This window comes from Streptomyces sp. DS1-CR2 (assembly GCF_055760475.1).
On sequence record NZ_CM147085.1, the window covers coordinates 4,091,709 to 4,116,154 of the forward strand.

Here is a 24,446-nt window from a genome sequence, read left to right on the forward strand (position 1 = left end):
GTGCGTCACAGCAGACAGCATCGGATCACGGGCCCGCCCCGGACGAGTGGCCCGAAAGACAGCCTTCGCTAGGATCGGGCCATACACTCGGAGTCATGCCCGAGACTCCCGCAGCCCGCACCCGGCGCCCCCACCGTGTGGTCGTCCTGGCCCTCGACGGCGTGCTCCCCTTCGAACTCGGCATCACCCAGCGCATCTTCACCCGCGCCAAGGACGCCGAGGGCCGCCCGCTGTACGAGGTCGTGACCTGCTCGGTCAGGGAACCCGGCCCCGTGGAGACGGACGCCGACTTCGCCGTCCTGATCAGAAACGGCCCGGAGGCGCTCGCGACCGCGGACACGGTGGTCGTGCCCGCGTCGTACGAGCACGGCCCCGTCCTCGACGAGGGCGTACTCACCGACGAGCTGGCGGCGGCCTTCGCGCAGGTCAGGCCCGGTACACGGATGGTGTCGATCTGCACCGGCAGCTACGTCCTCGCGGCGGCCGGCTATCTGGACGGGCGCCCGGCGACCACGCACTGGGCGTCGGCGGAGCACTTCCAGCGGCTCTTCCCCAAGATCAAGGTCGACGCGGACGTCCTGTACATCGACGACGGGGACGTCCTGACGTCGGCCGGCGTCGCCGCGGGCATCGACCTCTGCCTGCACCTGGTCCGCCGCGACCACGGCACGGCGGTGGCCAACGAGGTGGCCCGCCATACCGTCGTCCCGCCGCACCGCGACGGCGGGCAGGCCCAGTACATCCACCGCCCCGTCCCCGAACCTCAGCTCGCGACGACGACGAAGGCGCGCGCCTGGGCCCTCGCCCGACTCCACGAACCGCTCCAGCTGCGCGACCTGGCCGCCCAGGAGGCGATGTCGGTCCGCACCTTCACGCGCCGCTTCCGCGAGGAGGCCGGCGTCAGCCCGGGCCAGTGGCTCACCCAGCAGCGAGTGGAGCGGGCCCGGCACCTCCTGGAGTCGAGCGACCTGTCGATGGACCAGGTGGCGCGCGAGTCGGGCTTCGGCACGGCGCAGTCGATGCGTCAGCACCTCCAGACGGCACTGGGCGTGACGCCGACGGCGTACCGCCGCACGTTCCACGCCACGACCATGCAGGGCGCGGTTCCACACACGTAGGCCCGGCTCAGAACACCAGCACCCCCCGCGCCACCCTCCCCTGCCGCGCGTCCTGAGCCGCCTTCGCGAAGTCCTCGACCGGGTACGTCTGTGTGACCAGCTCGTCGAGCAGCAGCCGGCCCTGGCGGTACAGGTCGGCGTAGAGCCTGATGTCGCGCTGGGGCCGCGAAGAGCCGTAGCGGCAGCCCAGGACGGACTTGTCGAGGAAGAGCTGGGCGGGCACGAAGGACGCCTCCGCGTCGGCGGCCGGCATGCCGAGGATGATGGCCTGGCCGTGCCGGTCGAGGAGGTCGATGGCCGTCCGGATCAGCTCGACGCGGCCGACGCACTCGAAGACGTGGTCGGCGCCGTGCGGCAGGACGTCCCTGACCCCGGCGGCCGAGGTCAGGAAGTCCGTCGCGCCGAACTGCCGCGCCACCGCCTCCTTGTCGGGGTTCGCGTCGACGGCGACGATCCTGGACGCGCCCGCGATCCGGGCGCCCTGGAGCACATTGAGGCCGATCCCGCCGGTCCCGATGACGACGACGGTGTCGCCCTGGCCGACGCGCGCCCGGTTGAGGACGGCGCCGACGCCGGTCAGCACCCCGCACCCCATGAGCGCGGCCGACGTCAGCGGGATCTCGGCGGGGATCGGCACGGCCTGGACGGCCTTCACGACGGTCCGCTCGGCGAACGAGGAGTTCGCGGCGAACTGGTAGAGCGCTGTGCCGCCCCGCGAGAACGGCTGCGTGGGCATCCCGATCGCCTTGCGGCACATGGTCGGCCGTCCCCGGTCGCAGTCCGCGCAGGCGCCGCAGTTGGCGAGCGTGGACAGCGCCACATGGTCCCCGGGCGCCACATGCGTGACGCCCGCGCCGACGGCCTCCACGACGCCCGCACCCTCGTGTCCGAGCACGACCGGCGCCGGGAACGGGATGGTCCCGTCGATCACCGACAGATCGCTGTGGCACAGTCCGGCGGCGGCGACGTCGACGAGCACCTCGCCCGGTCCCGGATCGCGTATGTCGAGATCGTCGACCACGTCGGCCCGGACCCCGTCGAACACGACACCCCTCATGACGACTCCCTCGTCTCCCTGGGCAGCCCGAGCACGCGCTCGGCGATGATGTTGCGCTGGATCTCGTCCGAGCCGCCGTAGATCGTGTCGGCCCGGCTGAAGAGGAACAGCCGCTGTGCGGCGTCGAGTTCGTAACGACTGTCAGGCGTCCAGTCCCCGGGCCCGGCGGCGGCGAGCGCGCCCCGCGCCTGGAGGGCGAGTTCGCCCAGACGCTGATGCCAGCGGCCCCACAGGAGCTTGGCGACGCTCGGGGCGCCCTGGTCCTGCGCGCCGCCGAGCGTGCGCAGCGCGTGGAACCGCATGACGCGCAGCTCGGCCCACTGCCGTACGAGACGGTCCCTGAACAGCGGGTCCCCGGCCGCGCCCGTACGCACCGCGGTCCGTACGACCTCGGCGAGTTCGGCGGCGAACCCGATCTGCTGGGCGAGCGTCGAGACGCCGCGCTCCAGGGCGAGCAGCCCCATGGCGACCCGCCAGCCCTGCCCCTCGCCGCCGACGACGTGCTCCACGCGCGCGTGCGCGCAGTCGAAGAACACCTCGTTGAACTCGCTCGTGCCGGTCAGCTGCCGGATGGGCCGCACCTCGATCCGGCCCGGCTGGTCCATCGGCACGAGGAGGAACGACAGGCCGTGATGGCGCCGCGACCCGGCCTCGGTGCGCGCGAGCACGAAGCACCAGTCGGCCTCGTGCGCGAGCGACGTCCACACCTTCTGCCCGGTGACGCGGTACGTGTCCCCGTCGCGCACGGCGGTCGTACGCAGGTTCGCGAGGTCGGAACCGGCGCCGGGTTCGCTGTAGCCCTGGCACCACAGTTCCTCGCCGGAGGCGACCGGCGGCAGGAAGCGCCGCTGCTGCTCCTCGTCGCCGTACGCGATCAGGGTCGGGGCGAGCAGGTTCTCGCCGATGTGCCCGTGGCGTGCGGGCGCGCGGGCCCGCGCGTACTCCTCGGCCCAGACGACCTGCTGGGTCGGTGAGGCGACCCGATTGCCGTACCCGCCGCGCCGCCAGCCGAGCCCGATCCACCCGGACGCGCCCAACTCCCGCTCCCAGGAGCGCCGTACGTCGGCGTCCTCGTGCTCGCTCCCGGGGCCGCCGCGCCCCCGGGCGACGGCGTACTCGCCGGTGAGGTGCTCCGCGAGCCACGCGCGGGCCTCCCGCCGGAACGCCTCGTCCTCATCACCGAACCCGAACTCCACCACGCGCCTCCGCCCCCGGCCTCGACCTCGACGTCACTGGTTGGGCCGCGCTTTCGCGGCGGCCGCCTCGGCCATCGCCTCCAGCTGCGCGAGCATCGGCATCGGATCGACGCCCACGGTGCCCGGCAGGAAGTCCGCGATCTTGTCCGGCGTCCAGCCGCCCTCCGCGTAGCCCGAGCGCAGCTCCCTCGGCTGGGCCCAGACCGCGATCTTGGGCCCGGCGATCGTGTACACCTGCCCGGTGATCTTCTCGGCGCGGGCGCGCTCGCTGAGCAGATAGACGACGAGTGCGGCGACGTCCTCCGGCTCCCCGATCTCCTTGAGCTCCATGGGCACGTTCGCCGACATCCGCGTACGGGCGACGGGCGCGACCGCGTTCGCCGTGACGCCGTACTTGTGCAGCCCGAGCGCGGCACTGCGCACGAGCGAGATGATCCCGCCCTTGGCGGCGCTGTAGTTGGCCTGCGCCACGGATCCCTGGTGGTTGCCGCTGGTGAAGCCGACGAGCGTGCCCGCCCCCTGCTTGCGCATGACGGCGGACGCCGCCCGGAACACGGTGAACGTGCCCTTCAGGTGCGTGGCGACCACCGGGTCCCACTCCTGCTCGGACATGTTGAACAGCATCCGCTCGCGCAGGATCCCGGCGACGCACACGACGCCGTCGATCCGTCCGTACCGGGCGAGCGCCACGTCGACGATCCGCTGACCGCCCGCCATGGTCGAGATGTCGTCGGCGACGGCGACGGCCTCGCCGCCGGCCGCCTCGATCTCCTTGACGACGGACTCGGCGATCTCGCTCGCCGGTTCGCCGCCCTCGATGGACACCCCGTAGTCGTTGACCACGACCCGTGCGCCCTCGGCGGCGCAGGCGAGCGCGACGGCCCTGCCGATGCCGCGCCCGGCCCCGGTGACGGCCACCACCTTGCCTGCCAAGAAGTTCCCCACGTCCGGCCCCTTCCCGCGGTTTCTGACGGACCGTTAGATTCTATGACTCGTCAGATACTGGAAGACAAGCCCCGGGGAGCACTCATGTCGTTGCCTGCCGAGTTCCACGAAATGGCCAAGCGCGTCAACAACTGGGGCCGTTGGGGCGCCGACGACGAGATCGGCACGCTCAATCTGGTCACCGACGAGGTCGTGCGCGAGGCCGCGTCGACCGTCCGCACAGGCCGCCGGGTACCGCTCGCGCTGCCCCTCAAGGAGGACGGGGTGCAGACCGGACTGATCCCGGGCCGCGTCAACCCGCTCCACACCATGGTCCAGATCAACCACGAGCTGTTCGGCCCCGGCACCGTCGCCACCAGCGACGACGCGGTGACCATGGGACTCCAGGCGGCCACACACTGGGACGCCCTCACGCACATCTCGCACTCGGGCCGGATCTACAACGGCCGCCCCGCCGACACGATCACGGCGCACGGCGGGGCACTGTTCAGCGGCATCGACAAGGCCCCGTACATCGTCTCGCGCGGCGTCCTGCTCGACGTCGCGGCGGCGAAGGGCGTGGACCGGCTGCCCGGCGACCACGCCGTGACGCCCGAAGACCTCTCCGAGGCCGAGGAGTTCGGCCATGTCACCGTCCGCGCCGGCGACATCGCCCTCGTCCGCACCGGCCAGATCCAGACGTATCTCGCGGGCGACAAGCACGCGTACGGCTATCCGTCCCCCGGCCTGTCCGTGCGCACGCCCGAGTGGTTCCACGCACGCGACGTGGCCGCCGTCGCCAACGACACCCTCACCTTCGAGATCTTCCCGCCGGAGCACGAGAACCTCTGGCTGCCGGTGCACGCCCTCGACCTGGTCGAAATGGGCATGATCCAGGGCCAGAACTGGAATCTGGAGAACTTGTCCACAGCCTGTGCACAAGATGCGCGCTACGCGTTCCTGCTGTCGGCGATGCCCGAGCCCTTCGTGGGCGGCACGGGCACACCCGTGGCCCCGGTCGCGATCCTTTAGGCATCAAGCAGGCATCAAGCAGGCATCAAGAGGCTTGTTCCGTACGGGAGTTCAGGGCAGGCCGGTCGGCGATGCGCTCGCACCGCCGTCCGGCCCCCGGCGCCCGGGCGCTGCTCCCCCGGCCCCTGGGAGAGCCGCCCGCCGCGGCGCGACCCGTACTCACCGAGGGCTCCCGTCACCGGAACCCTTGGCGTCCCCTCGCCACGAATCGCTGACCACAAGCGTGATCAAACGGACACCCGTCGTCAACACCCGCAAGGAGATCTGCTAGTTATGTGACCTTTGTGACGGCGCACGCCCGGCGCGAACCGACGCACACCGAGGAACGGCGAGGCACGCCGGGCGCGCGGGGACGCGGAACTGACGCCCCGGGAGGCGGAACTACACGGCCTCGTACGCCATCCCCTGATACGTCCCCGCCCCCGCGCCCTGCGTGGCGCAGCGGTCGATCTCGCACCAGATGGCCTTGCCCGTACCCTCGGGCCGCCAGCCCCAGCGGTCCGCCAGGCCGTCGACGAGTTCCAGTCCGCGGCCGTTGGTCTCTTCCCCGTCGGCGTGCCGCGGCGCGGGGGGCCGGTCGCTGGCGTCGGCCACCTCCACGCGGACCGTGCCGGCGCTGGCCTCCGCCGGGACGCCCGGCAGCAGAATGCGCAGGACGGCCGGACAGCCGGTGTGCACCACGGCGTTCGTGACGAGCTCGGAGACGATCAGGATGAGCGTCTCCGCCAGTGGCTCATCGGCCTCTATCCCGGACCCTGCGAGGCGCGAGCGCGCCCACCTGCGGGCTCGCCCCACCTCCGCGGGATCCGCCCCGACCTCCAGCTGAACTTGAAGCACCTGCACCGCTCACACCATCCGAACCGGCGGACACAACGCCTCGGGACTGTGACAAGTCAAGGAGCTCACGGACCGTGATCCCCTTGGAAGACAGCATGGTTGACGTACAGTCACCCCAACAAGCGCTTCGGGCATATTCCAGCGCGAAGGAGTACGCGTGCGCCATACTGTGCGACGCGTCCTGCGGGGAGTCGAACGGGCGGGCGCGTGGCCCTCCCGTGCGCTGCGAACGGCGCGCATCGCCGGATCCGGAGCCGCCTCAGGGGCAACACCGGGATGGCTCGGACTCGGAACCACTCGCATCCCACACAAGGTACCCGAGCGGGACCCCGACTCCGTGCCGTGACGAGTCCCGCGCAGGACACAACCCGATATCGACGTTCCGTGACCGTCCGTACATGGGTTCGCCCCGCGCTGAGCGCGGGCCCCGGACGTCACAGCGCCGCCGCCAGCTCCTCCTCCGTCTCGCGCGCCGCACGGCCCGTCCCGGCGCGCACCCAGGCCCGCTTGAGATGCAGATGCACGTCCGCCTCCCAGGTGAAGCCCATGCCGCCGTGCACCTGGACGCAGTCGCGCGCGTTGCGCACGGCCGCCTCGTCGGCGAGCAGTTCGGCGGCGGCGGTCTCGACCGGGTCGCCCGTGACAGCCGCCGCGTACACGGCCGCACGGGCCAGCTCGGCCCGTACGAGCATCTGGGCGCACAGGTGCTTCACGGCCTGGAACGCGCCGATGGGCTGCCCGAACTGCTCGCGCTCGCGGGCGTATTGGACCGCCAGCTCGCAGGTGCGCGTGGCGGAGCCGAGCTGTTCGGCGGCGGTGAGGAGTACGGCCTCGGGGCTGCGGGGTGCGTGCGGGCCCGGCAGTTTGTGCAGAGGCGTGAGCGGGTCGACGGAGGCCAGGGGCACGGCGTCGGCGGCGTCGCCCTGCACGACGTCCGATGCGTCCCGCCACGGGAGGAGTTCCCCGGCGGGCGCCGTCACGACGGCCTCACCGGTCGCGGCGCCCGGCACGGTGCCCGCGGCGAGATGCGTGGCGACGAGCGGTCCCGGCAGCAGGACCCGGCCCGCCTCCTCGAAGACGAGGACGGCCTCGGGCAGCCCCAGGCCCACGCCGCCCTCCGCCTCCGGGAGGCACAGGGCGAAGAAGCCCGCGTCACCCAGGGCCCGCCACAGCGCCCGGTCCAGGTGCCCGGGCGTGTCCACGGCGGTGCGCAGGGCGTCGCGGTCGAAGCGTCCGGCGAGCAGGTCCCGTACGCCGTCGCGCAGGGCGCGCTGGTCGTCGGTGAGCTGGAAGCGCATGCTCACCGCCCTCCCTTCTGAAGATCCCTCTGAAGATCCCTCTGAAGGTCCTTCGGCCGGTCCTTCGGCAGGCCGAGGATGCGTTCGGCGACGATGTTGTGCTGGATCTGGGAGGTGCCGGCGGCGATCGTGTACGAGAGGGACGACAGGCGGTCGAGGGTCCACTCCTGGTCCGTGTCGAGCGCGCCCGCGACGCCGAGCACCTCGGCTGCGGCGTCGAACAGCTCCTGGCGGGCGTGCGAGTAGCGCAGCTTGAAGACCGAGCCGCCGGTGCCGGGGACACCGTCCGCCTGCTCCGCCTCGCTGACGTTCCACTGGGTGAGCCGCCACAGGGCGCGGAACTCGGCGTTGAGGCGGCCGAGCCTGCGGCGCAGCACGGCGTCGTCCCAGCGGCCGTTCTTGCGGGCCTGCGCGGCCAGTTCGCCGAGGACGCGGCGGCAGGCGACGACCTCGCCCACGAACGCGGTGCCGCGTTCGAAGGACAGCGTCACCATCGTCACGCGCCAGCCGTCGTTCTCCTCACCGACCCGGTTGGCGATGGGGACGCGTACGTCGTCGAGGAACATCTCGGCGAACTCGGCGGACCCGGCGAGCGTGCGCAGCGGCCGTACGGTGATGCCGGGCGCGTCCATCGGCATGGCGAGCCAGGAGATGCCGCGGTGTTTCGGGGCGGACGGGTCGGTGCGCACGAGGAGTTCGCACCAGTCGGCGACCTCCGCGTGCGAGGTCCAGATCTTGGACCCGCTGACCACGTAGTGGTCGCCGTCCCGCGTCGCGCGCGTGCGCAGCGCCGCGAGGTCGGAGCCGGCGTCGGGCTCGCTGAACCCCTGGCACCACACCTCGTCGCCGCGCAGGACCGGCGGCAGCCAGCGCGCCCGCTGCTCCGGTGTCCCCTCGGCCGCGATGGTCGGCCCGGCGTGCAGCAGCCCGACGAAGTTGGCCCCCACGTAGGGTGCGCCCGCCTTCTCGGTCTCCTCCAGGAATATGAGGTGCTGCGTGGGCGTGGCACCGCGGCCGCCCGCGTCGGCGGGCCAGTGCAGGCCCGCGTACCCGGCGTCGTACAGCCTGCGCTGCCAGCCGAGGTCGTAGGCGCGCCTGCCCGGCCAGTCGTCGGGGGACGGCTTCGGGGGGAGCCCCGGAAGCACGGACGCGAGCCACTCCCGCAGCCGCGCCCGGAACTCCTCTTCCTCGTCCGTGTACGTGAGATCCACGGCGCGGCCCGCTACCTGTCGAGGTCCAGGTCGAGCATGCGGATCGCGTTGCCCCGCATGAGCTTGTAGACCGTCTCGGAGTCGAGGTCCTTCACATGGTCGAGGGCGACGTCCTTGGTGTGCGGGAAGGTCGAGTCGACGTGCGGGTAGTCCGTCTCGAAGGTCGCGTTGTCCCGGCCGACGACGTCGAGGGACGCCACCCCGTGCTTGTCGCGGAAGAAGCAGCAGAACATCTGGCGGTAGTAGTACGTCGACGGCGGCTCGGGGATGAGGTCGCGCACCCCGCCCCAGGCCCGGTGCTCCTCCCAGACGTCGTCCGCGCGCTCCAGGGCGTACGGGATCCAGCCCATCTGGCCCTCGGAATAGGCGAGTTTGAGCGTCGGGAACTTCACCAGGACCCCGGAGAAGAGGAAGTCCATCATCGACGCCATCGCGTTGTTGAAACTGAGCGAGGCCTGCACGGCGGGCGGGGCGTCGGGGGACGCGGCGGGCATCTGCGAGCTGGAGCCGATGTGCATGTTGACGACCGTCCCGGTCTCCTGGCACGCGGCGAAGAACGGGTCCCAGTAGCCGGAGTGGATCGACGGGAGCCCCAGGTGGGTGGGGATCTCGGAGAACGTCACGGCCTTGACGCCGCGCGCGGCGTTGCGCCGGATCTCGGCGACGGCGAGGTCGATGTCCCACAGGGGGATGATGCAGAGCGGGATGAGGCGGCCCCCGCTGTCGCCGCACCACTCCTCGACCATCCAGTCGTTGTAGGCGCGCACGCAGGCGAGTGCCACGTCCTTGTCCTTGGCCTCCGCGAACGTCTGGCCGCAGAAGCGCGGGAAGGTGGGGAAGCAGAGGCTGGCCTCGACATGGTTGAGGTCCATGTCCGCGAGGCGGGCCTTCGGATCCCAGCAGCCGCGCCGCATCTCCGCGCGCGTGATGCCTTCGAGGGTCATGTCGTCGCGGTCGAAGCCGACGGCGGCGATGTTGCGCTTGTACGGGAACTTCAGGTCCTCGTAGATCCACCAGTCCGTCGGGGGCCCGTCCGGGTCCATGGTGATCTGGTACTTGCCCGCCACGTAGGCGAGCTCGCCGATCCCGGCCGTGAGCGGCTGCGGCCCCCGGTCCCGGTACTTCGCCGGCAGCCAGGTCGAGAAGAGGTGCGCGGGCTCGATCACATGGTCGTCGACGCTGATGATCCGGGGCAGTTCCATCGGGTCCATCGTGTCCCCTCACCTGACAGTTTCTGATGGCTTTTCTGATGGGTCGTCAGATAGCAGGCTAGCCCCGCACCCCTGGACCGACAAGGCGCAGCGCTCTACGCTCTGCGCACGATCTGACTCACCGTCAGGTACGGTCTGCCGTTTCGAGGGGGAGCAGTGAACGACACCGCACACGCCCTGGGCGCCGCCGGGACGCTCTGGGAGCTGATCGAGCGCCGCGCCGCCCTCACCCCCGACGCCCCCGTACTGATCCAGTGCGCCCCCGACGCCAAGGACGACCGGCGCCTGACCTTCGGCGAGCTGTGCGAGCGCGGCGAGCGGGTCGCCGCCGGCCTGTACGACATGGGCGTACGCCCCGGCATGGTCGTCGCCTGGCAGCTCCCGACCCGCATCGAGACCGCGCTGCTCTCCTTCGCGCTCGCCCGTATCGGCGCCGTCCAGTCCCCCGTCATCCCCTTCTACCGGGACCGCGAGGTCGGCTTCGCGCTGCGCGAGTCGAAGGCCGAGTTCTTCGCGACCCCGGGCGTGTGGCGGGGCTTCGACCACACGGAGATGGCCCGGCGCCTCGGCGCCCGCGGGATCTTCGAGGCGTACGACACGCTGCCCGACGGCGATCCCTCCGTACTGCCGCCCCCGCCCTCCGACGGCACGGCCGTGCGCTGGATCTACTGGACCTCCGGCACGACCTCCGACCCCAAGGGCGTCCTCCACACGGACCGCTCACTGATCGCCGGCGGGTCCTGCCTCGCCCACGCCCTGCACCTGTCGGCGTCCGACGTCGGCTCGATGGCGTTCCCCTTCGCGCACATAGCCGGCCCCGACTACACGGTCATGCTGCTCCTGTACGGGTTCCCCGCGGTGATGTTCGAGCAGTTCGCGCTGCCGGACGCGCTCGACGGCTACCGGCGGCACGGAGTGACCGTCGCGGGCGGCTCCACGGCCTTCTACTCCATGTTCCTGACCGAGCAGCGCAAGTCCCCTGCGGACCGGCTCATCCCGACGCTGCGCCTCCTCGCGGGCGGCGGCGCGCCCAAGCCGCCCGAGATCTACCACGCGGTCGTACGGGAGATGGGCTGTCAGCTCACCCACGGGTACGGCATGACCGAGGTCCCCATGATCACGATGGGCGCCCCCGACGACACCGCCGAGAACCTCGCGGCGACGGAGGGAAAACCCCCCGAGGGCATGGAGATCCGGGTCACGGACGCGGACGGCAAGCAGGTCCCGTACGGCGTGGACGGCGAGGTCAGGCTGCGCGGGGAGGCCGTCTGCCAGGGCTATCTGGACCCCGCGCAGTCGGCTGCCGCGTTCGACGGCGACGGGTTCCTCGTCACCGGCGACCTCGGGCATGTGAGGGACACGGGGCATCTGGTGCTCACCGGGCGGGCCAAGGACATCATCATCCGCAAGGGCGAGAACATCTCCGCGAAGGAGATCGAGGACCTGCTGCACGCGCACCCCGCGGTGGGCGACGCGGCGGTCGTGGGGCTCCCGGACGCCGAGCGCGGCGAGCGGGTGTGCGCGGTCGTCGTCCAGCGCGACGGCACCGAGCCGCTGACCCTGGAGGCGATGGCGTCCCATCTGCGGTCGGAAGGGCTGTCCACGCACAAGCTGCCCGAGCAGCTGGAACTGGTGGACGCCCTTCCGCGCAACGACACCCTGCGCAAGGTGCTCAAGTACAAGCTGCGCGAGCGCTATGCGGGCACAAGCCCGGTGAACGCTATTCCGAGACGGTGAAGTAGCGGGCGAAGGCGGTGACGATCTCCTCCTCGGAGATCCGCCCGTCGCCGTCCGCGTCCAGCGCGGCGGCGACCGGGCCCACCAGGGACGGGGCGACGCCGAGGACGCGCAGGACGCGCTCCGCGGCCGCCGGGGTGAGGCCCGAGCCGCTCTGGTCCGCGACGGCGATGACGGCACGCAGGAAGGGGCGGGCGATCTCCGCGAACCGCTGCGGGTTGTCCCGCAGCCGCTTCACCGCGCCCGTCACGAACTCCTCGCGGTTGACGCGCTGGTCGCCGTCCACATCCGCTATGCCGGCCATGCCCTGCCAGAAGGCCTCGGCACCCGCGTAGAGCGCCTGGCCCTTGTCGCAGCGCGCCGTCGTGGTGAACTCGGCCAGCAGCCCCTTGGCCGCGGCCACGAAGTCCTCGCGGTCGATGTAGCCGTTGCCGTCCTGGTCGAAGCCGGCGAAGCGGGCAGCGATCCTGCGCTCGTACTCGGCGTGATCGGTGCTCTCGGCGTGGTCCATGTCCCCTCGGCCGCCTCTCGCATCGGTGGTGGTACGGGTCCTGCCCGTCCCCTCGCCACGGAGCGTACGTCGTGGAGCGGCGCCGGGGGTCCTCACAGCGACGCTTGTGCCAAGACCGGAAAAATTCCGCACCAACTTCCGCGCCCGGCCGCCCCGACGCACAGGTCCGCGCCGGTCGGATCCGCGCGGTCAGGCCGAGAGGGGCGACGCCTCGTCGTTCACGGCGCTCAGCACGTCCGGGTACACCTCGAAGAGGCGGCGCACGCCGAGCGCCGACAGGACGCGGTTGACGTGCGAGCCGTCCTCGGCCCCCTTGGCGGGCAGGATCAGCCGGAGTTCGCCCCGGCAGGAACGCATCAGCCGGCGGGCCGCGATCAGTACGCCGACCCCGCTCGAATCGCAGAAGAGGACCTGCGAGAGATCGAGGACGAGGCTGTGCCGGCCGTCCGCGACCGCGTCGTGCACCTGCTGGCGCAGCGCGGGAGAGGTGGCGAGATCCATCTCGCCCGACACCCGCACGACGGCCCAGCCACCCTGCTGTCCCTCGGTCACCCTGAGCGTCACGCGCCACTCCTCCCGTTGATCCGGAACCCCTGCTTACGCTTGTCTTCTTTCGCGGCTGCCCGACCGCGAGGCGCTGAAACACCACCGCAGACGTATCACGTATGGCCCGATTTAGACCCAAGTGATCGGATTTTGCACTGCTTTCGGTGCCAAAGGTCCGCGCAACGTGACCACCTCCTTACCATCCGCGTCCGGCCAGGTCGACCTTTGCCGCAAAGGCAGGTGCGTTGTCGGTGCGTCCGACTACATTCGAGAGGACGCACACGGTGAGGGGGCCGCATGGCCAGGGAGACTCCGACCCGGTGGGACCGGAGGATGCAGCAGCGGCTCGCGCACGGGGAGGCCGCGGCACTCGGTGAGCTGTACGACCGCTTCGCGTCACTCGTGCACGGGCTCGCGCACCGCGTGCTCGGTGACGAGGACGCGGCCGACCGCATCACGCGCGACGTCTTCACCCACGTCTGGGAGAACCCCGACGCGTACGACCCCAAGCAGGGACCCCTGCGCTCCTGGATCGCCACCCTCACCCACCGGCGCGCGGTCCACCGCCTGCGCCAGACCGAGTCCGCCGCCCTCGTCCGCAGCGGCGAGGGCACCACGGAGGACCTGGAGCGCAGAGTGCGGCACGCCTCCGCCGCCGCCCGCGCCGACTACATCGTCACCTCGATGCCCGCCCCGCTGCGCGCCGCGCTGGAGCTGGCCTACTTCCAGCGCAGGGACTACCGCCAGACAGCGGTCGACCTCGGCGTCACCGAGGACGAGGCGCGCCGCCGCCTGCGCCTCGGCCTCCAGCTCCTGTCCACGGCCCACGACAACGGCACGTCCGGCACCCCGCCGGGATCTCCCGGACACGGGAGGGCGCTGTGAGCGGGCCCCACCCCTTCGACAACGCCGACAACGCCGACAACGCCGACCAGCCCCACAACCCCGACCACGGCGACGGCTCCGGGCAGCCCGAAGGCTTCGAGGGCGCCGGGCGTCCCGACGCCGCCGCGAGCGCCCGGATACCGACGCCGCGCTCCTCCGTGGAGGACACCCGGCGCCCGCTGCCGGACCACGTCCCCGAGCCGCTCGTCCTGGAGCACCGCGTCCTCAAGTCCCTCCTCGGCGCGTGGGCGCTCGCCGCGTGCTCGGCCGCGGAGAGCGTCGCCGTGGAGGAGCACCTCGGCGCCTGCGGCCCGTGTGCCGAGGAGGCGCTGCGGCTGCGGGACGCCGTGGGCCTGCTGCACTCCGAGGAGAGCCTCGACCTCGACCCGATGCTGCGCTCCCGCGTCCTGGAGGGCTGCCTCACCCGCCGCCCGCCCCGCATCCCGGTCCCCGAGTGGGCCGCCCCGTACGACGCTGAGACCGCCCGCCTCGACGCCCTGCTCCAGGACATCGGCGACTCCGAGTGGCACGCGCCCGTACGGCTTCGCTGGTACGAGGGGGACGACCGGGTCAGCCGCAAGACGACCGTCGCCGGCGTCCTCACCCACCTGATGAGCGTGGACGGCCTGGTCGCCGTCGCGCTCGGCCTCGACGACCCGCTGTTCGGCGTCGCACCCGAGGAGCGCCGCACACCGGAGAGCCGCACGGAGACGTTCTGGAAGGCTTCGCACTTCCCGCCGACCCGTGCCGTCCGCGGCCCCTGGCGCGAGCAGTCGCACGCCGTGACCCGCACGGTGTCGTTCGCGGCCGACCCGAGCGGCTCCTCGGACCGCACCCGCTCGTCGGGGCAACTGGCGGTCCCGTACGGGGACTTCACTCTGCCGCTGCGCGACTCGATGCTGGACCGCGCCTTCGAGTGCTGGGTGCACGCCGAGGACATCGCCGAGGCGGTGGACTACCCGTACGAGCCGCCGTCGGCCCGCCATCTGAACCGCATGATCGATCTGGCGGCCCGGCTGCTGCCCGACTCCCTCGCCGGGCGCCGCCGCGCGGGCCTCGCCGCACCGGCCCGCGGCCTGGTCGCCGCGGGCGCGCCGGGCCGCACGCTGCGCCTCGAGGTCGAGGGGGCGGGCGGCGGCGAGTGGCTCATCGCCCTGGACTCGCCCGGCGCGGTCGGCTCGGCGGAGCGCGAGGTTGCCCATGTCGCCCTGGACGGCGCCGAGTTCTGCCGCCTGGCGGCCGGTCACGTCACCCCGGAGGAGGCGGCCGCCGGACAGGACGGCGACCGCGAGGCCATCCACGACGTCCTGTACGCGACGGCGGCGCTCAGCAGGATGTGACGCGCTCCAGGGGGATACGCGGGATCCGCCCTGCGGCACGCGTCATCCCTTGCTGACCGCCGCGAGGATCTCCGGCAGGCGGGCCGCCGTGCGCGGGGCGGCCAGGCGCAGGCCCGCCAGGGTGATCCCCGCCGCGTACGCGGCGCCGATCGGCAGCAGCAGCCAGGTCGCGGACTCGGCGCCCGACACGTGCAGCCAGATCGCGAGGGCGATGACGGGCGCGCACAGCAGGGCCGCCGCGACCATCCCGCCGAAGATCGATATCCAGGCGAGGCCCGCCTGCCCCGGGGCGACGTTCTTGTAGCCCTCCTGCGGGATCGAGTACGGGAAGCGGGCCGACGACCAGGCGCCGGTGGCGAGCATCGCGCCGAGAAGCGCGAAGGAGAGGCCGAGCACCTCGGGCAGGGCCCGCCAGTCGCCGAGCATCGCGGTCGTGACGACGGTGACCAGCGTCGCGTACGGCAGGGTGATCGTCAGGAGGGCGAGGGCGCGGCCGCGCAGTTCGACGTAGGCGTCACGCGGCGAGGAGATGGTCATGGCGACGATCCAGAACGCCGAGGTGTCCTGCCCGAACTGGTTGTACATCTGGATGCCGAGCATTCCGGCGGCGAAGCACGCGAAGTAGAGGGAGCCGGTGCCCTGGAGGGCGTTGAAGACCGGCACGATCAGGCCGATGGCGAGGGACGTCACCCAGGCCGCCTTGGTCTTCGGGTCGCGCCACACATAGCGCAGGGCGCGCTCCATGACCGTGCCCGTGCGGCCGTCGGGCAGAAGGCGGGGGCCGCGGGACGTGCGCCTGCGGCGGGTGGGTTCGGCGGCCTGGAGCGTGGAGCCGTCGGGGGACGTCATGAGACGCGTCAGGGCGCGCTGCCACGCGTACAGGAGTCCGGCGAGTGCGGCCGCGCACAGGACGAGGCGGGCCGCCGCGACGCCGTACGAGCCGTGGCTGACGGCGTCGACGGCGCCGATCGCGGACGCGGGCGGGATCCAGGCCAGTACGTCCCCCGCCGGGTCGAGCGCCCGGAGGCCGCCCGACGAACCGAGCCGCTGCGCACCGAAGTTGACGACCTGCGCGCCGACGGCGACGACGAGCCCGCTGAGGACGGCGAGGTCGCGTCCCTTGCGGCTGCTGAGCAGCCGGATGTTGGCGGCGGCCACGGCGCGGGCGAGGGCGACGCAGGTGAGCAGGGTGAGGATGACGGCCAGGACCGCGACGGCGGACGCGGCGGCCCCGTGCGCCAGGGCGATCACCGAGCCGACCGTGAGACAGAGCGTGAACAGGGGGCCGATCCCGACGAGGGACGCGATGAGCAGACCCCGTACGAGGGGGTGTGGCCGCAGCGGGAGCATGACGAGGCGGGTCGGGTCGAGGGTCTCGTCGCCGGAGGGGAAGAACAGCGGCATCACCGCCCAGCCGAGGGCGAGTACGGCGGTGAGAATGACGCAGAGGGTCGCCGCGTGGGTGCTGCCGCGCAGGGCGATCAGGCCGATGAGCTGGAGCGCGGCGACGAGCAGCACGACGACGAGCGTGGCGATGTAGGCGGCGCGGCGGCCCGTGGAGCCGCGCAGGCCGTTGCGCAGGAGTGACAGCTTGAGGCGGACCAGCGTGACGGTCGTCGTGGTCACCGGGCCCCTCCCAGCCAGTCCAGGTCGGAGGTGGTGTCACGGCTGTTCGCGCCGACGAGTTCGAGGAACGCCTGCTGGAGGGAGGGCGCGTCGCCGCGTACTTCGGCGAGGGGCCCCTGTGCGCGGATGCGGCCGGCGGCCATGACGGCGACCCAGTCGCAGAGCGACTCGACGAGCTCCATGACGTGGGAGGAGAAGACGACGGTCGCCCCGGAGCCGGTGTAGCGCTCCAGGACGCCGCGGATGGTCTGCGCGGAGACCGGGTCGACGCCCTCGAACGGCTCGTCCAGGAAGAGGACTTCGGGGTTGTGGAGGAGCGCGGCGGCGAGCCCGATCTTCTTGCGCATGCCGGTCGAGTAGTCGACGACGAGTTTGTGCTGGGCCCCGGTGAGGTCGAGCACGTCGAGGAGCTGGGCGGCGCGCTTGTCGACCTCGGCGCCGGGCAGGCCGCGCAACCTGCCCGTGTACGCGAGGAGTTCGAGTCCCGAGAGCCGCTCGAACAGGCGCAGGCCCTCGGGGAGAACCCCGATGCGGGCCTTCACCTCGACGGGGTCGCGCCACACGTCGTGGCCGACGACTTCGACGGTGCCCCGGTCGGGCCGGAGCAGGCCGGTGACCATGGAAAGGGTGGTCGTCTTGCCCGCGCCGTTCGGCCCGACGAGGCCGATGAACTTGCCCGCGGGAAGGGCGAGATCGATCCCCGCGACGGCGACGCTCTGGCCGAACGCCTTCCAGAGGTCCTGTACGCGTACGGCCGGCGCCCCGGCCTCGGTCCCCGCCTCGGTCACTGTGCCGCCCGCCAGCCCTTCGTCGCCGTCATCCGTTCCAGCACGATACGTGGCCGCGCGGGTCGCTGCCGGGGTTCTACCGGCGGCCCTCCCGCCCGCACGCGTACGCCAGTGGGGAGATGAGCTCTTCGGCGTCCGGCAGCCAGCGGTTCGCGGCGGTGGGGCGGCAGGCCCACTGGACGGCGCCCCGGCCGCCGAAGCGGGTGGGCGGCGCGGCGACGTAGGCGCCCTCGCCGAGCGCGTCCAGGTCGAGGGAGGCGGGCGGCCAGCCCAGCTTGCGGACCAGGTCGGGGACCTTCGCGGCGGCGCCCGGCAGGACGAAGAACTGCATCCGGCGGTCGGGGGTGCAGGTGACCGGGCCGAGAGTGAGTTCCATGCGCTTCATGCGGGCCAGGGCCAGGAACCCGGCGGTCTCGGGCACGTCGATCGCGTCGAACGTGCGGCCCGTCGGCAGCAGGATCGAGGCAGTGGGGTGCTTGGACCACAGCCGGCGGGCGGCGGTCGCACTCCCGGTCGCCTGGTTCGCCCAGTCCTCGCGGCCGTGGTGGGCACCGGGGGCCGCGCACCTGGCGTCGCCGCACGAGCAGTGCTGCCTGCCCTCGTCGACCTCCAGCCAGGTGCCGGGAAACACGTCCCAGTGGCGTTCCTCCGCGTAGCGCACGGCGGAGTCGAGGAGGGTCTCCCCGCGCTGCTTGGGGATCTGGGGAGGCGAGGTGACGGACGAGGTGACTGCCGAGGTGACTGCGATGGTCTCTTCCACGACGTCCTCAACTCCCGCCGCCACCCGGGGTTACGGGCGCACGCGCGCGGGTGCCTGCAGCACCGATCCTGCACGTGGGGCGCATGGATGCATGGGCGGGGGCGCGCGGGAGGAATGGCCCCGGCAGGGGGGTAGCCAGCCCGGAGGACCAGACGAGGGTGTTGTCCACCGACCGGCTACCAGTTGGGGCTCTTGCTTGTTTTTGCCCTTCTTTGTGGCGCATCTTCCGTTTGATCTCAGGGCATTGATCACCTCAAGGCGGGCTCTGCCCGAGCCGGCCCGATGGTCCACGGTGCACACAGGGGGTACGCCATGGCCGCAAGGCCTCTCGTAGCGCGACAGCCCAACGAACGGCTGCAGGCGCTCATCCAGGAAGCAGGCTGCTCGAACGCCGGGCTGGCACGCCGGGTCAACATGTGCGGATCGGAGCACGGCCTCGACCTGCGCTACGACAAGACATCGGTGGCCCGCTGGCTGCGCGGGCAGCAGCCGCGCGGCCGGGCGCCCGGCATCATCGCCGAGGCCATCGGCCGCAAGCTCGGCCGCACGGTCACGATCGACGAGATCGGCATGGCCAACGGCAAGAACCTCGCCTCGGGCGTCGGCCTCCAGTTCTCGCCGACCGTCCTCGGCGCCATTGAGCAGGTGTGCGAGCTGTGGCGCAGCGACGTGGGGCGCAGGGACTTCCTGTCCGGGTCGTCGGTGGCCTCGTCCGCGCTGGTCGAGCCGAGCCGCGACTGGCTGATCTCCGTACCCGACTCGCAGGTCGCGCGGTCGGCGGGGCCGCGGGTCGGGACGTCGGACGTGGCGGCCGTGCGGGCGATGACCCAGGCGCTGACGGACCTCGACCACCAGTACGGCAGCGGGCATGTGCGGCCGGTGGTCGTCCACTATCTGAACAGCGTGGTGTCGGGGCTGCTCGCGGGCTCGTACCGGGAGGCCGTGGGGCGTGAACTCTTCGCGGCGGTCGCCCGGTTGACGGAGCTGGCCGGGTACATGGCCGTCGACACCGGACAGCCGGGCCTCGCCCAGCGGTACTACATCCAGTCGCTGCGCCTCGCCCAGGCCGCCGGGGACCGCGGGTACGGCGGATACGTACTGGCCGCGTCCATGAGCCACCTCGCGGCGCAGCTCGGAAACCCGCGCGAGATCGCCCAGTTGGCGCGCGCGGCGCAGGAGGGGGCGCGCGGGCGGGTGACCCCGCGCGCGGAGGCGATGTTCTACGCGGCCGAGGCCCGGGGCCACGCCCTGCTCGGGGACGCGCGGGCCACGCAGGCGGTGGCGGGCAGCGCGCTGGCCGCGCTGGAGCGGGCCGAGCCGGGCTCGGGCGACGACCCGGCCTGGATCGCGCACTTCGACGCGGCATATCTCGCGGACGAACTGGCGCACTGCTACCGGGACTTGGGGCAGGCGGAGGCGGCGCGGCGGCAGGCCGAGGCGTCCCTGGCCGGGCATCCTCAGTCGCGGGCGCGGCGCCGGGCGATCGGTCTGGTGCTGCTCGCCACGGCGCAGGTGCAGCAGCGCGAGGTCGAGCAGGCCTGCCAGACGGGGACGCGCGCCGTGGAACTCCTCGGCACACTGCGCTCGAACCGGGGCGCCGAGTACCTGGACGACTTCAGGCAGCGCCTCGAGCCGTACCGGGACGAACCCGTGGTGCGGGAGTTCGGTGCGCGCCTCGATCTTCAGGCAGCGTGAAGTTCGGTGAGCGGCGCGCAGGAGACGTACGGGTGAAGCTTGTGTGACGGACGCCTCAACCCGCTTGGGGGGCGCTAATCAGCGTTCCGCGGGCCTGTTTTGTTACTTGAGGGCGTGGGGAGACTGTGGGGTTCTGAGCTGCGTGGCACGTGTGTGCGGGGACCCGGTAGCGTGAGCCGACGATTCCGAAGGTCCCCCAGTCGTAGGAGTCCCGGTGACGCAGCAGAGCGGACAGGGCGAGGATCCGCACCTTCCCTCGGTGCGGCAGGCGCACGAAGGCGTCGTGCTGCCCGCCGACGGCAGCGAGCCCTTGCTGCCGGGTACCTTCGGCGACCAGTCGCACGTCGCCCCCTCGGGCGGCAGCCCCTGGGGCCAGCCGTGGGGCCCCGAGTCCGCTCAGGCGGCCTCCGGCGGCCCGATGCCCACGTACGAGTGGGGCGCGCCGTCCGCGTCGCCCGCGCTGCCGGGTGAGGACGCGCCGCACGCCGCGGCCCCGCTGCCCCCGGCCGCACCGCAGCAGCAGTACTCGGCGCAGCTGCCGCCCGCCGGAGCCCCGGCCGCCCCGCTGCCGGCGGGCGCCGCCCCGTACGGCTCGGCGCCACTGCCGCCCGCCTCCGCCTCGGACGCGACGCAGTACATGGCCCCCACCGCGCCCTCCGACGCGGACGCCACGCAGTACATCGCGCCGGTCGCTCCGGGGGCCCTGCCGCCCGAGGTGCCCGCCGACGCCACCCAGTACCTGGGCCGCGCGAACGCACCCGGCCAGATGCCGCCCCAGCAGCAACAGCAGCAGCCGTACGGCTCCATGCCCATGCCGCCCGCGGGCACCGACAGCGATGCCACGCAGTACATCGCGCCCGTGCCCTCTCCGCCGCCGAGCGCGCCCTACGGCATCCGCCCCGGCGCCCCCGGCGACCGGCAGCCCCCGGCCGAGTTCGACAGCCTCTTCCGCACCGAGCCGGAGCCGGACGCGCCCGCCTCGACGCAGCAGATGCCCCGCTTCGACCCGCGTGCCGGCGGACCCTCGGGACCGGGCGGACCGGGAAGACCCAGCCCGGCCACGCAGCCGCAGGGCCCGTACGAGCCCACCGGGCGGGCCGCGGCTCGCAAGGGCCAAAGCCGCACCGGCTCGAAGGTGCCGCTCATCGCCGCCATCGGCGTCGGCATCCTCGTCGTCGGCATCGGCGCGGGCGCCCTCATCAGCGGCGGGGGCGACGAGAACAAGGGCGACGACGCCAAGCCGGCCGCCGCTACCGGAGAGCCGGGCAGCTCGTCCCCGACGCCCGCCGACCCCGCCAAGGCGCAGGCCGTCGCGCTCGACAAGCTCCTCGCCGACTCGAACAACAGCCGCGACACGGTCATCAGGGCCGTCGCGAACATCGGCGCCTGCAAAGACCTCGGCAAGGCCGCCGGCGACCTGCGCGGCGCCGCCACCCAGCGCACCGGGCTCGTCACCCGGCTCGCCGCGCTCGAAGTGGACAAGCTGCCCAGCAACGCGGCGCTCACGCAGTCCCTCACCAAGGCGTGGCAGGCGTCCGCCTCCGCGGACAGCCACTACGCGGCGTGGGCCGACCAGGTCGCGGGCAAGGGCGGCTGCCACAAGGGCCGCGCCAAGCCCACCCCGCAGCGCCGCGCGGGCGACCAGGCGAGCGGCACGGCCTCCACGCAGAAGACCCAGGCGTCGAAGCTGTGGAACACCATCGCGACGCAGTGGAACCTTCCGCAGCGCAAGCCGTTCCAGCTCTAGTTCCGGCTCTGGTTCCAGCTGTTACGGGGGCGGGCCCGAGCGGGCTCAGCCCATCGGGGTCGCCTCCAGCGTCCTCGACACGTCGACGAGTCCGCGGCGCGCGGCCACGAGCCGCCCGTCGCGCACCACCTGGAAGGTGACGTCGGCGTTGACGAGCCGCGGGAAGCCGCGGGCCGCGATCATGTCCTCGAAGCGCCAGCTCAGCGTCGGCGTCAGCCCGCCCGTACGCACCTTCAGGCCGCCGTCGAGCGCCTCACGCACCGTGTGCGACGTCACGTCACCGTTGCCGAGTGACGCGATGACCTGCTTCAGGACGGTGTACGCGATCCAGGTCGTCTGCACGCCGGCGTCCGCCGGGTCGATCCGGTTGTCGCCGAACGCCTGCTCGCTGATGACCTTGCGCATCGTCGCCCACCTCCGGTCGGTCGCCACCGGGTACCAGCCGGTGACGTACGCCCCTTCGTAGACGCCCGACTTGCCGCCCGAGCGGTCGATGACCGTCTGGTCGACGCTGCCGAGGACGGTCGATATCCGCACCTTCGGATACGAGTCGCGGGTGCGGCGGAACGAGTCGAAGAACGTGTCCGTGCGGTCGCCGAGGACGGCCGTCACGCAGCCCTTCCCGGCCGGGTCGGCACCGGCCCGCAGGAGCGCCTGGCGGGCCTGCTCCGTGTAGTCGGTGGCGTCCTCGGCGGCGCGCACGTCGGCCGCGCGGTTGCGGCCCGCGGACAGGCCCGTGTCGAGGAGCAGCGGCAGCTGGTCACCGGCGACGGTGTCGGGGCGCACGAGCGAGGTGCGGTCGCAGCCCGCGGCGGCCAGCTGCCGTCCGTTTCCGGCCATCAGGGCGGGCTGGCCGCCGTTGACCGGATACGACAGGGGGCTGGTGAACTCCTCGTCGGTGACCCCGTAGCCGCCGATGTACGGGATGCCGGCGGACTCCAGCGGGGCGAGGAAGGAGCGGGCGTGCTGGCTGTAGGAGCCGACGACCGCGACAGCCTGCTGGTCGACGGCGTCCCTGGCGCAGCGGGCGGCGCCCACGGTGTCGTTGTTGTCGTTGCAGGTGATGACCCTGAGGTCGCGGCCGCCGATGCCGCCGTGGGCGTTGACCCAGCGCGCGTAGGCGCGCGCCATGGCGGGCATGCCGGGCATGTTGGTCGCCTGGGTCTTCTCGGGCGCCCACGTCATCACCGTGATGGGGTCCTTGGAGCTCCCGGTGACGTCGGAGACGAGTCCGCACCCGGCGACGAGCGACGCGCAAACCGCCCACACCGCCGCCGAAAGCGCGGTGGAACGCAGGGAGCGCGAGGTGCGCGGGGCGGTGGTGCGGCGCCGAACAGTCATGAACCTGCACGATTCCGCCGCATCCCTAACCCGCGAGTGACCTGCGGTCAACGTACGGTGACGTGAAGGTGAATTACGGGGGTCGGGACGGGTCGGCGGGGACGGCACGTACGATCGATGACCGTGCAAACCTCGGAGAAGTCTTCCCGTCGCGGCCGTCGCTCCTCCACCATGGGCGGCATGCCACTCAACGACATGCCGTGGTGGCGCTGGCGCAGCAATGTGCGCTCCGCGCTGCACATGCTCTCCGACCCCGCGTTCCAGCGGGACGTCTGGCTCGCGGGCGTGGACGGGTTCGGGGACGTCACCGACGCCGTGTACCGCCTCGTCGAGGACACCTGGCTCGACAACTGGTCCGCCGAGAAATACGTCGGCACGATCTTCCGGGACTCCCAGGAGGCGCAGCTCGTCGACACCGCGGTGCTGCGCGTGCTGCGGATCATGCACCAGGTGGGCCCGGACGCCCCCGTCTCCGCCTATCTCGACCACCACGCGTGGCCGGAAGCGGTGCACTCCGCGCGGGACGCGCATGTCGTGCTCGCCACGAGCGACGGCGACGACCCCGACGCGGCGCCCCGCACGCTCGAGGTCCTGCGGATCATGACGCGGGCGGCCTGAGCGCCGCGAGCCCGTCCGACCAGCGGGACGGCGGCCCGGCGCGGGTTACGTGTATGGGACCCTTGCCTGCATGAATGAGCAGTCCTCCGCGTCCGGCGTCGCCGGCGGCGAGCAGTACGTCCTGACTCTCTCCTGCCCCGACAAGCGGGGCATCGTGCACGCCGTGTCGAGCTATCTCTTCATGACCGGCTGCAACATCGAGGACAGCCAGCAGTTCGGCGACCACGACACGGGCCTGTTCTTCATGCGGGTCCACTTCTCGGCGGACGCGCCCGTCACGGCGGAGAAGCTGCGGGCCAGCTTCACCGCGGTCGGCGACTCCTTCCACATGGACTGGCAGATCCACCGCTCCTCGGAGCGGATGCGCGTCGTCCTGATGGTGTCGAAGTTCGGCCACTGCCTCAACGACCTGCTGTTCCGCACCCGGATCGGCGCCCTGCCGGTCGACATCGCGGCGGTCGTCTCGAACCACACGGACTTCGCCGAGCTCGTGAAGTCGTACGACATCCCCTTCCACCACATCCCGGTGACGAAGGACAACAAGCCCGAGGCCGAGGCGCAGATCCTCGACGTGGTGCGCGCGGAGGGTGTCGAACTGGTCGTCCTGGCCCGCTACATGCAGGTCCTCTCGGACGACCTGTGCAAGGAACTGAGCGGCCGGATCATCAACATCCACCACTCGTTCCTGCCGAGCTTCAAGGGCGCCAAGCCGTACCACCAGGCACACGCGCGGGGCGTGAAGCTGATCGGCGCGACCGCGCACTATGTGACGGCCGACCTCGACGAGGGCCCGATCATCGAGCAGGAGGTCGAGCGCGTCGGGCACGACGTGACACCGGACCAGCTCGTGGCGATCGGCCGCGACGTGGAGTGCCAGGCACTCGCCCGCGCCGTGAAGTGGCACGCCGAGCACCGGATCCTGCTGAACGGGCGCCGGACGGTCGTCTTCACCTGATCCACCGCGCGCG

General features: G+C 72.2%; 22 protein-coding genes. 9 read left to right on the top strand and 13 right to left on the bottom strand.

Annotated elements, in window-relative coordinates:
- Positions 1-95 precede the first annotated feature (95 nt).
- Positions 96-1,118 carry a GlxA family transcriptional regulator gene (locus ACY0PA_RS19670; RefSeq protein ID WP_473085851.1) on the top strand — a complete coding sequence of 341 codons (1,023 nt, stop codon included), beginning with the start codon at positions 96-98 and terminating at the stop codon, positions 1,116-1,118.
- A 7-nt stretch (positions 1,119-1,125) separates the two neighbouring features.
- Here ACY0PA_RS19670 and ACY0PA_RS19675 read toward each other — a convergent pair whose 3' ends face one another.
- The 3 genes from ACY0PA_RS19675 to ACY0PA_RS19685 are packed head-to-tail and all read right to left on the bottom strand — an operon-like array spanning position 1,126 to position 4,316.
- Positions 1,126-2,175, bottom strand: coding sequence for a Zn-dependent alcohol dehydrogenase (locus tag ACY0PA_RS19675; RefSeq protein ID WP_473085852.1), 1,050 nt, complete (start codon positions 2,173-2,175; stop codon positions 1,126-1,128).
- Positions 2,172-3,371, bottom strand: a complete 1,200-nt coding sequence (locus tag ACY0PA_RS19680) for an acyl-CoA dehydrogenase family protein (protein WP_473086369.1) — start codon at positions 3,369-3,371, stop codon at positions 2,172-2,174. Before ACY0PA_RS19680 ends, ACY0PA_RS19675 begins: the two co-directional genes overlap by 4 nt.
- Before the next feature lie 33 nt (positions 3,372-3,404).
- Positions 3,405-4,316 (bottom strand): SDR family NAD(P)-dependent oxidoreductase, encoded by a 912-nt coding sequence (locus tag ACY0PA_RS19685; protein ID WP_473085853.1) that lies wholly within the window; start codon positions 4,314-4,316, stop codon positions 3,405-3,407.
- Positions 4,317-4,400: 84 nt separating this feature from the next.
- Here ACY0PA_RS19685 and ACY0PA_RS19690 point away from each other — a divergent pair, with 84 nt between their 5' ends.
- Positions 4,401-5,327 carry a cyclase family protein gene (locus ACY0PA_RS19690; protein WP_473085854.1) on the top strand — a complete coding sequence of 309 codons (927 nt, stop codon included), beginning with the start codon at positions 4,401-4,403 and terminating at the stop codon, positions 5,325-5,327.
- Positions 5,328-5,708: 381 nt separating this feature from the next.
- On the opposite strand, the gene ACY0PA_RS19695 is transcribed toward ACY0PA_RS19690, so the two are convergent.
- The 4 genes from ACY0PA_RS19695 to ACY0PA_RS19710 all read right to left on the bottom strand — a co-directional run bounded on the left by ACY0PA_RS19695 (position 5,709) and on the right by ACY0PA_RS19710 (position 9,884).
- On the bottom strand, positions 5,709-6,170 hold the full coding sequence (locus ACY0PA_RS19695; RefSeq protein WP_473085855.1) for an ATP-binding protein: 462 nt from the start codon (positions 6,168-6,170) through the stop codon (positions 5,709-5,711).
- A 428-nt stretch (positions 6,171-6,598) separates the two neighbouring features.
- Positions 6,599-7,462, bottom strand: coding sequence for an acyl-CoA dehydrogenase family protein (locus ACY0PA_RS19700; protein ID WP_473085856.1), 864 nt, complete (start codon positions 7,460-7,462; stop codon positions 6,599-6,601).
- Positions 7,463-7,464: 2 nt separating this feature from the next.
- Entirely contained in the window at positions 7,465-8,673 is a 1,209-nt protein-coding gene (locus ACY0PA_RS19705; RefSeq protein WP_473085857.1) for an acyl-CoA dehydrogenase, read from the bottom strand.
- An 11-nt stretch (positions 8,674-8,684) separates the two neighbouring features.
- On the bottom strand, positions 8,685-9,884 hold the full coding sequence (locus ACY0PA_RS19710) for an amidohydrolase family protein (protein WP_473085858.1): 1,200 nt from the start codon (positions 9,882-9,884) through the stop codon (positions 8,685-8,687).
- Positions 9,885-10,040: 156 nt separating this feature from the next.
- Here ACY0PA_RS19710 and ACY0PA_RS19715 point away from each other — a divergent pair, with 156 nt between their 5' ends.
- On the top strand, positions 10,041-11,621 hold the full coding sequence (locus ACY0PA_RS19715; protein ID WP_473085859.1) for a class I adenylate-forming enzyme family protein: 1,581 nt from the start codon (positions 10,041-10,043) through the stop codon (positions 11,619-11,621).
- On the opposite strand, the gene ACY0PA_RS19720 is transcribed toward ACY0PA_RS19715, so the two are convergent.
- Together ACY0PA_RS19720 and ACY0PA_RS19725 are read right to left on the bottom strand one after the other, a co-directional pair.
- Positions 11,605-12,132, bottom strand: coding sequence for an EF-hand domain-containing protein (locus ACY0PA_RS19720; protein WP_473085860.1), 528 nt, complete (start codon positions 12,130-12,132; stop codon positions 11,605-11,607). The two genes, ACY0PA_RS19715 and ACY0PA_RS19720, sit on opposite strands and share 17 nt — an antisense overlap.
- 189 nt (positions 12,133-12,321) lie before the next feature.
- A complete protein-coding gene (locus tag ACY0PA_RS19725) occupies positions 12,322-12,696 on the bottom strand; it encodes an STAS domain-containing protein (RefSeq protein WP_100596019.1) in 375 nt (124 codons plus the stop codon).
- A 279-nt stretch (positions 12,697-12,975) separates the two neighbouring features.
- Between ACY0PA_RS19725 and ACY0PA_RS19730 the strand changes: the two genes are divergently transcribed.
- On the top strand, positions 12,976-13,563 hold the full coding sequence (locus ACY0PA_RS19730) for a sigma-70 family RNA polymerase sigma factor (RefSeq protein ID WP_473085861.1): 588 nt from the start codon (positions 12,976-12,978) through the stop codon (positions 13,561-13,563).
- Positions 13,560-14,903 (top strand): maleylpyruvate isomerase mycothiol-dependent enzyme family protein, encoded by a 1,344-nt coding sequence (locus ACY0PA_RS19735; RefSeq protein WP_473085862.1) that lies wholly within the window; start codon positions 13,560-13,562, stop codon positions 14,901-14,903. Before ACY0PA_RS19730 ends, ACY0PA_RS19735 begins: the two co-directional genes overlap by 4 nt.
- A 42-nt stretch (positions 14,904-14,945) precedes the next feature.
- Here the strand turns inward: ACY0PA_RS19735 and ACY0PA_RS19740 are convergent, their stop codons facing one another.
- From ACY0PA_RS19740 to ACY0PA_RS19750, 3 genes are all read right to left on the bottom strand, one after another.
- On the bottom strand, positions 14,946-16,529 hold the full coding sequence (locus tag ACY0PA_RS19740; RefSeq protein ID WP_473085863.1) for a transporter: 1,584 nt from the start codon (positions 16,527-16,529) through the stop codon (positions 14,946-14,948).
- A complete protein-coding gene (locus tag ACY0PA_RS19745; RefSeq protein ID WP_473085864.1) occupies positions 16,526-17,317 on the bottom strand; it encodes an ABC transporter ATP-binding protein in 792 nt (263 codons plus the stop codon). Before ACY0PA_RS19745 ends, ACY0PA_RS19740 begins: the two co-directional genes overlap by 4 nt.
- A 76-nt stretch (positions 17,318-17,393) precedes the next feature.
- Positions 17,394-18,077: a bifunctional DNA primase/polymerase gene (locus tag ACY0PA_RS19750; RefSeq protein WP_473085865.1), complete on the bottom strand. Its 684-nt coding sequence runs from the start codon at positions 18,075-18,077 to the stop codon at positions 17,394-17,396.
- A gap of 312 nt (positions 18,078-18,389) precedes the next feature.
- On the opposite strand from ACY0PA_RS19750, the gene ACY0PA_RS19755 reads away from it, so the two are divergent.
- Complete coding sequence (locus tag ACY0PA_RS19755) at positions 18,390-19,772, top strand: transcriptional regulator (protein WP_473085866.1); 1,383 nt, start codon at positions 18,390-18,392, stop codon at positions 19,770-19,772.
- A gap of 214 nt (positions 19,773-19,986) precedes the next feature.
- Positions 19,987-21,519, top strand: coding sequence for a hypothetical protein (locus tag ACY0PA_RS19760; protein ID WP_473085867.1), 1,533 nt, complete (start codon positions 19,987-19,989; stop codon positions 21,517-21,519).
- A 45-nt stretch (positions 21,520-21,564) separates the two neighbouring features.
- On the opposite strand, the gene ACY0PA_RS19765 is transcribed toward ACY0PA_RS19760, so the two are convergent.
- Complete coding sequence (locus ACY0PA_RS19765; protein WP_473085868.1) at positions 21,565-22,860, bottom strand: ABC transporter substrate-binding protein; 1,296 nt, start codon at positions 22,858-22,860, stop codon at positions 21,565-21,567.
- Positions 22,861-22,977: 117 nt separating this feature from the next.
- On the opposite strand from ACY0PA_RS19765, the gene ACY0PA_RS19770 reads away from it, so the two are divergent.
- Positions 22,978-23,478 (top strand): SCO4402 family protein, encoded by a 501-nt coding sequence (locus tag ACY0PA_RS19770; RefSeq protein ID WP_473085869.1) that lies wholly within the window; start codon positions 22,978-22,980, stop codon positions 23,476-23,478.
- Positions 23,479-23,548: 70 nt separating this feature from the next.
- Positions 23,549-24,433, top strand: coding sequence for a formyltetrahydrofolate deformylase (gene purU, locus ACY0PA_RS19775; RefSeq protein ID WP_473085870.1), 885 nt, complete (start codon positions 23,549-23,551; stop codon positions 24,431-24,433).
- Positions 24,434-24,446 lie beyond the last annotated feature (13 nt).

Bases quoted from the DNA above. Each gene is read 5' to 3' on its own strand.
- ACY0PA_RS19730 (WP_473085861.1), top strand. From the start codon at position 12,976: ATGGCCAGGGAGACTCCGACCCGGTGGGACCGGAGGATGCAGCAGCGG.
- ACY0PA_RS19670 (WP_473085851.1), top strand. From the start codon at position 96: ATGCCCGAGACTCCCGCAGCCCGCACCCGGCGCCCCCACCGTGTGGTC.
- ACY0PA_RS19765 (WP_473085868.1), bottom strand. From the start codon at position 22,860: ATGACTGTTCGGCGCCGCACCACCGCCCCGCGCACCTCGCGCTCCCTG.
- ACY0PA_RS19690 (WP_473085854.1), top strand. From the start codon at position 4,401: ATGTCGTTGCCTGCCGAGTTCCACGAAATGGCCAAGCGCGTCAACAAC.
- ACY0PA_RS19770 (WP_473085869.1), top strand. From the start codon at position 22,978: ATGACCGTGCAAACCTCGGAGAAGTCTTCCCGTCGCGGCCGTCGCTCC.
- ACY0PA_RS19675 (WP_473085852.1), bottom strand. From the start codon at position 2,175: ATGAGGGGTGTCGTGTTCGACGGGGTCCGGGCCGACGTGGTCGACGAT.
- ACY0PA_RS19720 (WP_473085860.1), bottom strand. From the start codon at position 12,132: ATGGACCACGCCGAGAGCACCGATCACGCCGAGTACGAGCGCAGGATC.
- ACY0PA_RS19755 (WP_473085866.1), top strand. From the start codon at position 18,390: ATGGCCGCAAGGCCTCTCGTAGCGCGACAGCCCAACGAACGGCTGCAG.
- purU (WP_473085870.1), top strand. From the start codon at position 23,549: ATGAATGAGCAGTCCTCCGCGTCCGGCGTCGCCGGCGGCGAGCAGTAC.
- ACY0PA_RS19700 (WP_473085856.1), bottom strand. From the start codon at position 7,462: ATGCGCTTCCAGCTCACCGACGACCAGCGCGCCCTGCGCGACGGCGTA.
- ACY0PA_RS19710 (WP_473085858.1), bottom strand. From the start codon at position 9,884: ATGGACCCGATGGAACTGCCCCGGATCATCAGCGTCGACGACCATGTG.